Here is a 14,517-nt window from a genome sequence, read left to right as displayed (position 1 = left end):
TTTAGTCTAAAGCCATCCAAAAAAGCCATGCCGATAGCGCATAAGGCATACGGATTACATGCAAAAGATTCTCACTCCCACAAACCAAACAGGCAACAAAAAGCCCGCACGCGGCGGGCTTTTGACATTGAGGAGCGCTCACGCTTAGTCACGGGGGTAGCGTTGCAGCAAATCACGCAGAGTTGCGGTGGGTGTCTCATCACTAACACAAGCATCGCCTAGCGCAGTTAGCAGCACCAGGCGAAGTTTTTCGTCAATATTCTTCTTGTCCAAACGCATGCGTACTAAGAAATCATCCACTGACATATTTGCTGGGGCAGCCAGAGGTAATCCTGCGCTTTCAATCACAGCCTGAACTCTTGCCAGCGCCGCATCATCAATCCAGCCCAATTGGTGAGATAGCATGGCCGCCATGGACATTCCCGCCCCGACAGCTTCGCCATGCAACCAGTTACCATATCCTTGGTGGGCTTCAATAGCATGCCCAAAGGTGTGGCCAAGGTTAAGCAGCGCTCGCACCCCCTGCTCGGTTTCATCTTCAGCGACAATATCCGCCTTGATCTGGCAACTTTTGGCGATGGCTTCCGCGATAACCACAGGTTCAACGTTACGAAGCGCCTGCATGTTTTCTTCCAACCAGCTTAAAAACGCTTCATCACGAATCAAGCCGTACTTAACCACCTCGGCCAGCCCTGCTGAAAGCTCGCGGCTAGGCAGTGTGGTTAACGTATCGGTATCCACCAACACCGCTTTAGGCTGCCAGAAAGCGCCGATCATGTTTTTACCGAGCGGATGGTTAACCCCCGTCTTCCCACCTACAGAGGAGTCTACCTGGGAAAGCAACGTAGTCGGCACCTGAATAAAAGCGACGCCGCGTTGATAAGATGCCGCAGCATAACCGACCATATCTCCAATCACCCCACCACCGAGCGCAATCAAAGTGCAGCGGCGATTAAAACCTGCTTCAAGCAGCGCATCCCAAATACGGCCAACCTGCTCGATGGTTTTATGCTGCTCCCCATCGGGAAGCACAACGGTTCGCACATCTAAGTGATCTGGAAATGTAGCGCATAACGTCTCTAGATAGAGCGGTGCAATGGCGTCATTCGTCACCACCATCACCTGCTGCCCGGCTAAATAAGGCATTAGCACGTTAGCCTGCTGCAAAAGCCCCACCCCAATATGGATAGGGTAGCTGCGGTCACCAAGCGCTACCGTCAACGTACGCTGGGGGGTTACCGTCTCAGTCATTGCGACACCTTCTTATTCTGAAGTTTATTTAACACCCCGGCGGCTTCCAGCGGGTCAACCAAGCGGTACACACGGCGCAATATTTCATTCACCACGGCTCGAGGACTGCGCCGATCGGTGCGCACGGTAATATCCGACGTAGCGCGATAAAGCGGGTCACGGGCAGCAAACATATCATTCAGCACCTGCTCACGATTGGCGCACTGCAGCAGTGGTCGATTACGGTCCTTGGCTGTGCGCTTAAGCTGCTGCTCTACGGTGGTCATCAGATACACAACCGTGCCACGCTCGCGCAGGGCGCGGCGATTTTCCTCTCGCAGCACTGCGCCGCCGCCGGTAGCTACCACCACCTCAGGCAGCTGGGTAAGCTCGTCAATCATCTGAATTTCACGCTGACGGAAACCTGGCTCACCCTCGACATCAAAAATCCAGGGTATATCGGCTCCGCAACGATCCTGTATGGCATGATCGCTGTCGTAAAACGGGCGCGATAGTTCTGCCGCCAACAGGCGACCTATCGTGCTTTTACCAGCCCCCATGGGACCAATTAAAAAAAGATTAGGTAAATCCTGCATCAGCGAATCGCCAAACCGTCGTCAAGTAGTCGTGGAGTGATAAAGACCAATAACTCTACCTTTTCATTGCTCTCTTCGGTATAGCGGAATAGTCGACCAATCATCGGCAAATCACCTAATAGTGGCGTTTTGGCAATTTGGCTCAACTGCTCTGTGGTTAAAATACCGCCTAGCACCACCGTTTGACCATTATCCACCAGTACTTGGGTCTCAATCTGGTTGGTGTCAATGGGTGGCTCGCCGCCAAACTCGCTCTCGCGGAAACTGTCATTTTTAATCACCAGATCCATGATAATGCGATTATCGGGGGTGATTTGCGGTGTTACTTCCAGGGAAAGCTCTGCTTCTTTAAACTCAGTGTCAGGATTCCCCTGGGAGTCAACGCTTTGGAAGGCGCGCTCCTCCCCTTGCCGAATTATGGCTGTACGCTGGTTGGCGGTAATTACCCGAGGCTGTGAAATTGTCTGGCTTTTGCCCTCACTTTCCAGCGCACGCAGCTCCAGATCTAGCAATATATCACCGGATAGGTAGCCAAAGCTAAAGCCCGTACTTGCAGCCCCCATTGAGCCCAGATCTACTGCTAACCCACCCATAGCACGATTTAAACCACCCGGGTTGATGTTACGCCCTTCAAAACCACCAGCCTCATTTTCTTGAAACCCTCGTGTACTGGACGCCCCCCAGTTAATTCCCAGTTCTCGGGAGGCAGTATCTCGGGCAATAACAATGCGCGCTTCTATTTGCACCTGACGCACCGCCACATCGAGACGTTCCAGGGTACGGGCAATGTCACGCACTTGCTCAGCAGTATCCTGAACTACCAATATATTGGTGCGTTTATCGACACTAACACGACCGCGCTCGGTCAATAAGCCATAGCCATCTCCGCCACGCAGCAACTGAGCAAGATCTTCGGCGCGAGCATACTTCACTTCAATAAACTCGGAGACCAACGGGGATAACGTTTCGCGCTGATTACGAATTTCAATTTCCTGACGCTCTCTAGCCGCCAGCTCACTGGCAGGAGCAACGACAATCACATTACCCTGCTTATGACTGGATAGCCCCTGGCTTTGCAGAATCAACGCCAGCGCCTGGTCCCAAGGTACTTCGTTTAAATTGAGTGTGACTCGTCCAGTGATGCTGTCACTTGCTACCAGATTAAGCCCCATAAATTCCGCAAGCGTGATCAGTACAGCGCGTACCTCAACATCGTGAAAGTTGAGGTTTAGTCGCTTACCAGTATAGCTATCGCCTTGTTGCTCCCCTACCTGCAGGGGAGCTTGGCTAACAGGCTGTACTTCAATGGTTAACGTTTGATCACTTTGTGACGAAATCATTGCATAAGCGCCGCTGGTTTGTAGCTCTAGCGACGTACCACGCTGGCCAATACGCGGCGTAATGCGACTAATAGGCGTAGCAAAATCCGTCACGTCATAAACCTGATTCAGCGCAGCGGGCAGGTCAACGTCACGCAGCTCAGCAATCACTCGTCCACCACTGGCTTCGCGCACGTTACTCACGACACCTCCACGGTCAAAGGTCACCAGCAGTAGCCCCGCCCCATTTGAGCCGCGTTGGAAATCAATATGTTCAACGCGGGGCCCTTGGGCAGTTGCTCGTGCATCCACCGGACCATTAGTACTGGATACCCCTAGGGTAATTCTCAGCTGGCTACCCTCCACGCGGGAGCGGTACTCAAGAGGTTCGTTTAAATCGACCACAAGACGAGTACGACCACTACCCTCAAGCGCTGTAATTCGCTCAACACCACCACTACCCACATCTACTCGACGCTGAGCCAAGCCACTCTGGGTATCAGCTAAATCCAGGGCTAAACGCGGCGGCGCATCCAAGCGATAGCCATTCATTTCAGCGACACCGCCACTAAATTGCAGTACTAACTCCGTTTCTCCACTACTAGTTTGGCGTACATCCATATTCGTCAGCACCGATGCCAAGCTGAACGATGGTGTTAGAGCTAACAATAGCAGTGTAATTCTCAGAAGCGTGGCTTCCATAGGCAGCATCCAGTAACAAGTAGACAAGGCTATTCATCAATGACAAGCGCCGCTTTACGCTCTTGCCATCCCTGCTGTTGGCTAAATACTCGCTCTACAATGGTAACTTCCTGCGGGACGATACGAGTAATTCGCCCATGATTGTTACCTAGGTAGTTTCCCGCTCGAACATTGATCACATTACCCTCAGGAGTAGCGATGAGAGCCATCTGCCGTCCTTCCATACTTAGAGTTCCAACTAGCCGTAAAGACTGTAACTGAAAACTCTCCAGTGGCTCAGCTACACGCTGCAGATCGGGTACAAACTCACTCGCTTCAGGTAATAGTAGGCGTTCAGCGCTGCTTACAATTTCAGGAGCAAGAAAAGGGCTTCGTGCCTCAGCATGCTGATAGTGAAGAGGCTGTGGATCTGGCAATGATGCGACAATAGCTGGCACTTGCCCCCCAGGAGTACGGCGAATTTCTGCCAACGTGGTATCTAATTGCTCAAGGTTCGCATCACCGCAAGCTACCAAGGCAGTACTACAGCACGCCAACATAAAACGCTTCATAGCGTGCTCCCCTCATCAACGCTCTCTCTATAGCTATACGTACGGGCAAGTAGAGAAAGCCGCAGCATCTCGCCCTGTGGCTCTACAGGCGCGAGCGTTAAATCATGCTGCGTGACGATACGCGCTAATTGACTGATATCCGATAAAAATTGTGCCAGCTGGTGGTAGCCTCCGAGCACTTGAATATCCAGCGGGTGCTCTACATAGTGGGCCTGGCTAACCGCTGGTCTTAAGCGGATGGCTTCGATAGTCAGCCGGTTATCCACTGCAGCATCACTGATGCTATCTAATAGCGAAGGTATTTCTGCACTGGTGGGCAACATTGAACGCATGAGTACCATCTGCTCTTCCAACGTTTCCAGTTGGCTGCGTATATCTGGCAGAAAGGCGACCTCCGAGGCTTTACTACGATACTCGTTCAATAAGCGCACTTCCTGGCGCTTCTCAATGACTAGCTGGTCGCGCTTTTCTCCTACCAGCCACCAGCTGACGCCTCCCGACATCATCAAAAAGGCGAGCACCCCACACAGTCCTTTAAGCAACGAAGGCCACTCTCCTGCTTCGGTAATATCCAACGCCTGCCAATCAACGCTTTGTAAGCGTTGCCATTCATCACGCCAGCGCTCACGATTCCAGCTCATCGCAGCGCCTCCTGCGCAGCGGCCTCATCTGTCAATTGAGTCACATCGAACTGGAAAACCCGCTCGCTGCCACCCAGCCCAATTGCCACCTCCGAAAGCACCGGAACTCCCAACCCTGGCATACTGGCGATAGTACGTAGTTGCTCCGACACTTGCCGGTCGTTGCCCGCTACAGCAGATAAACTAATCAGCTGTCCACTGCGACTTAGGCGCTGATAAACAACTCCATCAGCAATGCTTTCCGCCAATTCATTGAATAACTGAACGGTGTTAACCCGCTCACTATGTAGCATATGAAATAAGCTCAGTTGTTCACCTAGCTGCTTAACATCAGTCTGATAGCGATGCACGTCGGCAATTTCCCTATTTAGCCGCTCAATATGAGTAGAGATATAATCATTGCGCTGCTGCTGAGTGACTAGTTGCTGCTGATAAAAATGCGCAACGGCCAAGCCCAGCAGCAGCCCCAAAAGCAATAGAAAGAGGATGGTGCCGTAAAAAGCACGGGTACGCTGCTTGCGCCGGGCTTCACGCCAAGGTAATAGGTTGATATGAATGCTCACAGGCCGACCCTCATGGCCAAACCGCAAGCAGTTAACATGGCGGGAGCATCATTGGTTAGGGCTTGTACATCAAGCCGTTTATTGAACCGCATACGCTGAAAAGGGTTAGCAATGGTCACCGGCAAACTGCTATTTTTCGCGATGCGCTCGGCAAGCCCAGGAATCACGCTAATGCCACCGGTTAACACTATGTACTTCACCTCATGCTGGCGGCCTGTCGTATAGTAAAGCTGCAGTGAACGCCCTACCTGTTGCACCACAGTTTCCACAAACGGGTTAAGCACAACGTCCTGGTAATCTTCAGGTAAGCCGCCACGCTTTTTTGCTAACTCGGCTTCTGCATGACTCATTGCATAGCGATCGCGAATAGCATCAGTAAGCTGGCATCCGCCAAATGCTGTATCGCGGCTGTAAATAGTTCGCCCTCCACGCACCACGTGAAACGTATTCGTATTGGCGCCTATATCTACTAACCCAACACACACATTCAGGTCATTATCGACGCTTAGCGGGCGGCGCAACTCAGCCAACGTGCGTGCCATAGCAAATGTTTCTACATCCACAGCCGCGGGTTCTAGACCAGCACGCTCTATGGTTTCGGCAAGCCGAGCCACATCCTGCTGATGACATGCCACTAACACCACTTGCTGCTGGTCAGCATCAAACGGCGCAGGTCCCAGGCACTGAAAATCAAATACCACTTCATTGAACGGAAAAAGAATATGGCGGTCGGATTCGGCAGTAATGCGCTCCTCAATTTCATCTTCGCTTAGCGATATGGGAAACATGAGTGTTTTTGTAATAGCTGCGCTTGCAGGCACTGCCACAGCCGCCTTACGCGTAGAAGGCTTTGCATGCTCTATCGCTTGACGCAGCACACGTGCTACTTCGTGTATATCGCGTACGCGACGTTCTACCACGGCACCCTCACGTAGCGACTTCACTGCATAGCTTTCTACCTGGTAAGTATCGCTACACTGCTTTAGCTCTAACAGCTTGACGGCCGCCGAGGTAATATCGACACCAATCAACCCTTTAGAGGGTTTAAGTAAGCGCATATAGGTTCGGCTCCGCCTGCCAATCTTGCGAATTCCGAGGTTACATGATTTTTAGTTAAGTCACACGTGAGTGGCTTTACGACATATCAACACTGGTGGCCGCTGCCTCACCTTCCTATAATGGCAGCCAAACTGCGTAATACGGCCCTTTGGATGCCGTACCTACTTCTTCTTTCCACGGGTGCCCACTGTTCATGAAGTTTTTTCGAACCCTCATCCTGTCGCTGTTTTCACTGATCGTTGCGCTGATAGGAGCTGCTGCGCTAGCAGTGGTAGGCGCGGCCATTTACTTCTCACCGGGGCTGCCCGACGTGCGGCAACTGCAGGATTTCGAGCTGCACACACCGCTACGCATCTTCACCAATGACGGCAAACTAATTGGTGAGTTTGGCGAAGAGCGCCGTATGGCAATCGATTTTGATGAAATCCCTCAGGATATGATCAATGCATTGGTTGCTGCCGAGGATACCAATTACTTCGATCATGCTGGTGTTGACCCACGTGGCTTGGCAAGGGCCGCCGTAGAGCTGGTCCAAAGCGGCGGTACGATTCAGTCGGGTGGCTCCACCATTACCATGCAGGTCGCACGTAACTACATGTTAACGCTGGATCAAACCTTCACTCGGAAAATCCGTGAAATCCTGCTTGCCCTGCAGATGGAGAAGTTACTCAGTAAAGAAGAGATTTTTGAACTTTACGTTAACAAAATCTTTCTCGGTAACCGTGCATATGGCATCGCGGCTGCCTCAGAAACCTATTACGACAAGCCGCTGGCTGAGTTATCCCTAGCGGAGACCGCCATGATAGCAGGGCTACCGAAAGCGCCCTCTGCGTTTAACCCCCTGGCTAACTCTGAGCGCTCCTTGATACGTCGTAACTGGATACTCTTCCGCATGCGCGAGCTTGGCTACATCGACGATGAGATGTACCAGGAGGCGGTTCAAGCGCCGGTTACTGCCCGCCGTCACTTTACCCAAACGGAAGTTGATGCCGCTTATGTGTCTGAGATGGCTCGCCAATATGCAATCGAGCGCTTTGGCGATACGGCCTATACCGGCGGTTATCGTATCTACACAACGATCGACAGCGAACTACAGCCGTTCGCTCGCCAGGCATTAGCTAATGGCCTGATTGCCTATGACCTCCGCCATGGCTGGCGTGGGCCAGAGCAGCGCGACATCGCCTCAAGCTTGGTAGAGGCCCAAGAGCAGACAGCCACACAGGGTTTGGAAGAAGAGCTTGCAGAGTCCCCTGAAATCCGTCAAACGGCCCGCCAGGCAGCCCAGCGCAGCCAAACGGAAATTGCAGGCATTGATGGCGATGTCAGCAACTGGCTACAAGTACTTGAGCGTACACCTAACTACGGCCTGCTACGCGCTGCTATTGTGGTAGAAAGTAGTGGCCGTGAAATGAAAGTACTTGTGCGAGGCGGCGAGCTACACACCATTGACTGGAGCGGACTAAGCTGGGCCCGCCAATATTTAAGCCCGCGCAGCCGGGGGGCAGAGCCTAGCTCAGCCGACCAAATTGCCGTGCGCGGAGATCTGGTGCGCGTCGTTGTAAATGAAGATGGCAGCGTACGCTTATCTCAGCGACCTGACGCCGAAGGATCGCTGGTGGCTCAAGACCCACGTACAGGGGCTATTCTAGCCTTGCAAGGTGGCTTTGATTTTAACGCCAGCAAGTTCAACCGCGCCGTTCAAGCCCAGCGTCAGTCAGGCTCCATCTTTAAGCCGTTTATCTACCTAGCGGCATTGGAAGATGGTGAAATGAACGCCGCAAGTGTAGTGAACGATTCACCCGTGGTACTGAATGACGGCAGTAGCTCTTTGTGGCGTCCTGTTAACTCTAGCCGTGACTTCCAGGGTCCCATGCGCCTTCGCCCTGCCCTTGCCCGCTCACGCAACCTAGTGACGATTCGTGTTCTACAGACCATGGGGCTGGATCACACAATTAACTATTTAGAAGGCTTTGGGTTTGCCCCCAGCCGACTTCCCCGTGGGCTATCGTTAGCCCTAGGCAGTGCCGACTTAACTCCGATGGAAATGACCAATGCCTATGCAGTCATTGCCAACGGTGGCTTCCAAGTTGCGCCCTGGTTTATTCAACGCGTAACGCGTAACGATGACAATGAACTGATTGACGAGGCAACCCCTCAGGTTGCTTGTCCAAGCTGTGCGGAAGGGCAAGAAACTGTTGAGATCGATGGCAAAGAGTACCCTGTTGCAGCTCGTGTGGCTGATGCCGCTGCGGTATATATTTTGCGCGATATGCTACGCGACGTTATTACCTCGGGAACAGGACGCGGAGCACTTAGCCTTAACCGTGACGATATCGTAGGTAAAACCGGTACGACTAACAATCAGCGTGATGCTTGGTTCGCAGGTTTTAATAGCGATCTAGTTACCACCGTATGGGTGGGTAAAGACAGCAACGAAACCATTGCTGAGTATGGCGCTAACGTTGCTCTGCCTATCTGGGTCGAGTTTATGGGTGATGCGTTATCTGGCAAGCCATCGGCAATACCTGAACGCCCAAGTAGCGTTGTGTCTCTCCGAGTAGATTCAGGAACGGGACGCCGCTTGCGGGATGGTCAGTCAGGCGGTATCTCAGAACTGTTCCACCGGGATCACCTACCTGATTATCAGCCTAGCCGTATCAGCCGTGAGCTGGAAGAGGTAGGTGGCTCCCAAGGCTCAGGAGCGGCAGAGTCCATTTTCTAAAACAATCTTCTAAAACAGCCTTCTAAAACTGAGCTTTAAGTAATACCCACGTAGCAAGTAAAAGCCCGGAAACCTAACGGTTTCCGGGCTTTTTTACGCCAACATACTGTGATATCAACGCACCTAACTGTTTTGTATTCAGCCTACATACATTAGTCGAGCCTCTTAACTCGTCATAGGTGTCGACGGTACCTCACGTTTGCTAGCCATCCAGTTGGCACCAATTGCCACGGCCATAACGACCACCCCTGCAGCTTCGGTAAGCAAGCTTGGGTAGAACACGCCAAAGATAGCAGCACCAATCGCCAAACGAGGCAGCAGCGACATTTTGGTAAAGAGATACCCTTCCAACGCTGCGGCAAAGGCACACAACGCGAGAATCGCGATGACCGCATTCCAGATCACTACAGGCACTGGGCCACCCACAATAATTTCCGGGTTGAATACCATGAACAGCGGGATTAAGTAGAGGCCTTTGGCAAACTTCCACGCCTGGAAGCCGGTTTCCATTGGCTTGCTACCTGCAATGGCTGCCCCAGCAAACCCTGCCAGGGCTATCGGCGGCGTCACATTAGAGTCCTGGGAGTACCAGAACACCACTAAGTGAGCAATCAACAGCGGAACACCAAACTCAGCAGTAAGTGCGGGACCAACCAGCACGATCAATACAATGTAGCTAGCGGTGACCGGCAGGCCCATCCCTAGGATTAAGCTTGCCAATAACACCATCACTAACGCCAGCACCAAGTTACCGCCTGAGAAAGCCAGCATCATAGAGGAGAATTTAAGGCCAAGCCCAGTAAGCCCAACCACCCCAACGATAATACCGGCCACCGCACACGCCATCGACACCGCGACCGCATTACGCGCGCCCAGCTCCAAGCCTTCTACTAGCTTGACAAGCCCAGCCCAAACCACCCCTTTAGTGCGTTCAAGTGTTACCGGTTGGCCTTGCTTAGGGGCAACAAAAAAGTACCACAAAGCGTAGCGAAGCACCGCCACCACCACCATGGTAACGACTGCGTAGTAACCTACTCGCATTGGCGACATATTCATGACGAGTAGCCACACCAGCACCGCAAGTGGCAGTAAGAAGTGCCAGCCATCTTTCATTACCTGACGCATTTGCGGCAGTTCGCTTTTGGGCATGCCCTGCATACCCTGCTTTAAAGCGATGATATGCACAAATAAGTAAACCGTCGCAAAGTACATAATCGCTGGCAAAATACTGATTTTGACGATTTCCAGGTAAGGCGTGTTGGTGTACTCGGCAATTAAGAATGCCCCAGCGCCCATTAGCGGCGGCATTATCTGCCCACCCGTCGATGCTGCCGCTTCAATCCCCCCCGCCTGCTTAGGCTTGTAGCCCAGTTTTTTCATTAACGGAATGGTAAAAGCGCCAGTAGTCACTACGTTGGCAATGGCACTACCTGAAATGGATCCCATCCCTGCAGAGGCCAGTACGGCTGCCTTTGCGGGGCCACCACGCTGACGGCCGGTAGCGGCATACGCCATATCAATAAAGAATTTACCCGCGCCAGTACTTTCCAAAAAGGCGCCAAACAGTACAAAGATAAAGATATAGGTTGCTGCAACGCCCAAGGGCAGGCCGAAAATACCTTCCTGACCGAGATAGAGCTGGCCTGCTACACGGTCAAGTGAGTAGCCACGATGTGCCAAAATACCTGGCATCCACTCACCAAGCCAAGGTAGCTCACCCCGTGGACCAGCAAAGGCGTAAATGATGGCAAGTAGACCAATAACAGTCATACCAAACCCCACCGCACGGCGACTAGCCTCTAAAACAGTCACCGTAGCGATACAGGCCACTAAAATATCGGTTTCACTCCAAAACCCAGCACGACTAAAAATCGCGTCCAGGTTAAGCACCAAATAGCCACCCGTAATCAGCGCGCCGGCTAAAAATAGACAGTCTATCCCCCAGCCAAGCACACCGCGTTTACGGTTAGGCCCAAAGGCAGGAAACATAAGAAATGCCAGCAGCATGATCAGCGCTAGGTGAATACTGCGCTGATAAAACAGCCCCAGCGGCTGAATGCCAGCAGAGTAAAGCTGAAACAGGGAAAGACCCACCGCCACGATGGTAATACACCACAGCACCATGCGGGGTTGAATCGCATTACCGCCTGGCATTAAAACCGGCGGTGGAGTGGATTCGCTCATGAAGTCCTCGGAAGCGTTAGCTAGCTTATATTTTTATTCACGTGGGGCAACGTGAGACTGTATCAGCTGAATAGTCACGCGTTGCCCCGACGCGTGTTCACTTAAGCTCACCGAAGGATGCTCGCCATCAGGCCACACCACTTGGTGATTAACCGCTAGTGAACCGACTCTCAACACGTAGCGATTATTCGCCACGGGTTCATTAATGGCATTAATCCAGTACCCACCTTGGCCATCGGAGACTTGCTCTCCTCTGCCTACCACATGCCCAAGACCTGCGGCAAAATCGGGTTGATGGCTACGTTCTAACTGCATTACTCCCGCCACATTACGGTAGCAATCCAGCACCGTAAATTTTTCTACTGAATGGTTCCACTGGATGCACCAACGCGCTTCTACGGGAGCAGGTACATCTAGCAATGCTTCACCTTGTTGCGTCATTACCACTAGCCGCGCAGGCACAAACGCCGAAGCGAGGGAACTCCCCGCTTCGGCGAACGGTAAACCTACTAAGAAGAGCATTATCAGCCGCTGTGCTTGACGCCGCATGGCGAACAGCCCTTCATATTTCAATTAAGGCTGAAGACGATCCGGGATGTCAGCGCCTACTTCTTCAAAGTAGCGGATTGCGCCAGGGTGTAGCGGAACCGGCGTTGAGTTCATGGTGAATTCAACCGTGGTGTCGTTCGCAGCTGGGTGCACGGCGATCAGCTCATCAATATTTTCAAACAACAGTTGAGTCAGTTGGTAGGCTAGCTCTTCGTCCATATCCGCATTCACGACGAGCACATTGGGAATACCAATGGTTTGAACGGCTTCGTCCATACCGTCGTACATGCCCGCCGCAAGCTCGTAAGGGGCGAATACTGCTTCGGCTTCTTGGGCATTAGCAATCTCTTCGTCTGAGAAACCAATCAAACGAATATTGCGGGTTGCTGCCAAGTTAAGAATAGAGCTAGTGGGCGGCCCAACACTCCAGAAGCCAGCATCGATATCGCCGTCTCGAATAGCATCAGCAGTTTCGTTGAAGTTAAGGCGCTGAGGGGTAAAATCACTGTAGCTAACGCCGTTAGCCTCAAGCAATGCACGGGCATTAAGCTCGGTGCCACTGCCCGGTGCACCCACGGAAACGCGCTTACCGGCAAGGTCAGCAATGCTCTGAATATCGGAGTCCGCTAGCGTGACCAGCTGCACCGCATTTGGGTATACAGAAGCCAATGCACGAGTGTTTTCAATTTGGCGGCTCTCAAAATCACCGGTACCGGTGAATGCTTGGTAAGCCGTATCCGCCAGCACGAGGGCAAGGTCCGCGTCGCCGCGCATTATCAACCCCATATTTTCAACCGAAGCACCGGTTACCTCTGCTGTCGCCTGAGCACCTTCAATATGGTTGTTGATCATCTCGGCAAAACCACCGCCAATCGGATAGTAAACGCCACCGGTACCGCCGGTTGCGATAGAAAGCTGCTGCGCACTGGCAGGAAGTGCCACTGCTAACATAGATGTTGCCACTGCATATTTTAGAATTCGCATGAGCGTTTCCTCCGTCCTAATTGGACTTATAGGTATGGTTGATATTGAGGAGGTGTGAAGCCCCTGCTTCTCGCTGCCATACAGCAGGCGGAAGCGGTGGTGAGAAGTTAGCACGGCTTGCGCGTTGGATGCTAATCGCAACACTACCAGCTAAGCTGAGCTTTTACTTGCTCCACTATATGCGCGCCAATGGGGATCGCTGAGGTTGCCGCAGGAGACGGCGCGTTGCCTACGTTTACCGTCCGCTTTGTATTCACAAATAGAAAATCATCCACCAACTTTCCATCATTAGAGACCGCTTGGGCACGAACCCCCGCAGGATAAGGAGTTAGATCTTCTGCTTTCAGGCTAGGACAGTATTTGCGCACTAGTTCCAAGTAGCCTCGCTTGTAAAGCGAGTTTTTCATCTCAAATAGCCCGGGCTTAAGGTGCTTGCCCAACACTTTTAAGACACCCGTATGGGTGAACATCTGACGCATATCACCAAGCGACATATCCTGCTTACGGTAGCCTTCACGCTTTAGCGCCAGAACGGCGTTCGGCCCAACAGTCACTGTGCCATCAATCATACGCGTCAGGTGTACGCCTAAAAATGGCATATTGGGGTCAGGAATCGGATAAATCAGGTGATTAACAATCTGGTTGAGACGCTCAGGTAGCAGGTAATACTCACCTCGGAACGGGCAAATAGTAAAGCCTGGCTCTTTACCCAGCATACGAATCACACGGTCGGCCATTAACCCCGAGCAAGACACCAAATAGCGGCTGACAAAGCTTCCATTACTGGTGTCCACCACCACTTCTTCAGTGCGCTCTTCAAGCCCGGTGACGCAGCTACCGTAGCTGATTTCGCCACCTAAACGCTCAAATTCAGCAGCCATGGCGCGGGTCACCTCGGCATAATTCACAATGCCACTGGACGGTACCAAGATGCCTGCCACCCCAGTAATATTAGGCTCACGCTCTTTTAGCTCACCAGCTTCTAACCACTCTCGCTCCAGGCCATTAGCGGCAGTTCGTTCCCACAGCGCTTCCATACGCTGTTTTTCAAGCGAATTAGTCGCGACCAGTAATTTACCGCAGATGTCATAGCTCACATTGTGCTGGTCACAAAACTCTCGTGTCGCACGATTGCCTTCCAGGCAAAATTTGGCCTTTAGGCTTCCCGGTGTGTAATACACTCCTGCATGAATAACGCCGCTATTATGGCCAGTCTGATGCTGAGCAGGGCCAGACTCTTTTTCGACCACTAACATGCGCTTATCTGGGTAGGCCTGCTTTAGCTGCATCGCCGTAGACATGCCTAGAATGCCACCACCAATAATGATGAAATCCCACATAAATATTGTTACCTGTGCCAAATTTTCAAAATTTACTGATAATAGCCTTTAATGAACGTGGATCGCCATCACCCGAC

The 14,517-nt window shown here is 52.2% G+C and carries 12 protein-coding genes; 1 reads left to right on the top strand and 11 read right to left on the bottom strand.

All coding sequences use genetic code 11. The annotated features are described in order from the left end of the window. Positions 1-144: 144 nt before the first annotated feature. From aroB to pilM, 7 genes are read right to left on the bottom strand one after another with little or no spacing between them, the layout of a single operon-like run. Entirely contained in the window at positions 145-1,251 is a 1,107-nt protein-coding gene (gene aroB, locus CPA45_RS04455; protein WP_096650425.1) for a 3-dehydroquinate synthase, read from the bottom strand. Continuing rightward, entirely contained in the window at positions 1,248-1,826 is a 579-nt protein-coding gene (aroK, locus tag CPA45_RS04450; RefSeq protein ID WP_096650424.1) for a shikimate kinase AroK, read from the bottom strand. Before aroK ends, aroB begins: the two co-directional genes overlap by 4 nt. Beyond that, positions 1,826-3,847, bottom strand: coding sequence for a type IV pilus secretin PilQ (locus CPA45_RS04445; protein WP_096650423.1), 2,022 nt, complete (start codon positions 3,845-3,847; stop codon positions 1,826-1,828). The genes aroK and CPA45_RS04445 overlap by 1 nt, the downstream gene beginning before the upstream one ends. Before the next feature lie 29 nt (positions 3,848-3,876). Beyond that, positions 3,877-4,398 carry a pilus assembly protein PilP gene (locus CPA45_RS04440; protein ID WP_096650422.1) on the bottom strand — a complete coding sequence of 174 codons (522 nt, stop codon included), beginning with the start codon at positions 4,396-4,398 and terminating at the stop codon, positions 3,877-3,879. After that, complete coding sequence (locus CPA45_RS04435; protein ID WP_096650421.1) at positions 4,395-5,039, bottom strand: type IV pilus inner membrane component PilO; 645 nt, start codon at positions 5,037-5,039, stop codon at positions 4,395-4,397. The genes CPA45_RS04440 and CPA45_RS04435 overlap by 4 nt, the downstream gene beginning before the upstream one ends. Further along, on the bottom strand, positions 5,036-5,602 hold the full coding sequence (locus tag CPA45_RS04430; RefSeq protein ID WP_096650420.1) for a PilN domain-containing protein: 567 nt from the start codon (positions 5,600-5,602) through the stop codon (positions 5,036-5,038). Before CPA45_RS04430 ends, CPA45_RS04435 begins: the two co-directional genes overlap by 4 nt. Further along, positions 5,599-6,660 carry a type IV pilus assembly protein PilM gene (pilM, locus tag CPA45_RS04425; RefSeq protein WP_096650419.1) on the bottom strand — a complete coding sequence of 354 codons (1,062 nt, stop codon included), beginning with the start codon at positions 6,658-6,660 and terminating at the stop codon, positions 5,599-5,601. The genes CPA45_RS04430 and pilM overlap by 4 nt, the downstream gene beginning before the upstream one ends. 194 nt (positions 6,661-6,854) lie before the next feature. On the opposite strand from pilM, the gene CPA45_RS04420 reads away from it, so the two are divergent. After that, on the top strand, positions 6,855-9,383 hold the full coding sequence (locus tag CPA45_RS04420; protein WP_096650418.1) for a penicillin-binding protein 1A: 2,529 nt from the start codon (positions 6,855-6,857) through the stop codon (positions 9,381-9,383). Positions 9,384-9,548: 165 nt separating this feature from the next. Here the strand turns inward: CPA45_RS04420 and CPA45_RS04415 are convergent, their stop codons facing one another. From CPA45_RS04415 to lhgO, 4 genes are all read right to left on the bottom strand, one after another. Further along, positions 9,549-11,567, bottom strand: coding sequence for a TRAP transporter permease (locus CPA45_RS04415; protein WP_096650417.1), 2,019 nt, complete (start codon positions 11,565-11,567; stop codon positions 9,549-9,551). 33 nt (positions 11,568-11,600) lie between these two features. Then, a complete protein-coding gene (locus tag CPA45_RS04410; protein WP_096650597.1) occupies positions 11,601-12,116 on the bottom strand; it encodes a DUF1850 domain-containing protein in 516 nt (171 codons plus the stop codon). Between the two features lie 24 nt (positions 12,117-12,140). Beyond that, positions 12,141-13,100 (bottom strand): TAXI family TRAP transporter solute-binding subunit, encoded by a 960-nt coding sequence (locus CPA45_RS04405; protein WP_078088573.1) that lies wholly within the window; start codon positions 13,098-13,100, stop codon positions 12,141-12,143. A 143-nt stretch (positions 13,101-13,243) separates the two neighbouring features. Continuing rightward, positions 13,244-14,440 (bottom strand): L-2-hydroxyglutarate oxidase, encoded by a 1,197-nt coding sequence (lhgO, locus tag CPA45_RS04400; RefSeq protein WP_096650416.1) that lies wholly within the window; start codon positions 14,438-14,440, stop codon positions 13,244-13,246. Positions 14,441-14,517: the final 77 nt, after the last annotated feature.

The sequence above is a fragment of the Vreelandella nigrificans genome (genome assembly GCF_002374315.1).
GTDB classification, from domain to species: Bacteria; Pseudomonadota; Gammaproteobacteria; order Pseudomonadales; family Halomonadaceae; genus Vreelandella; species Vreelandella nigrificans.
This window is presented reverse-complemented; position numbering and strand designations above follow the sequence as displayed.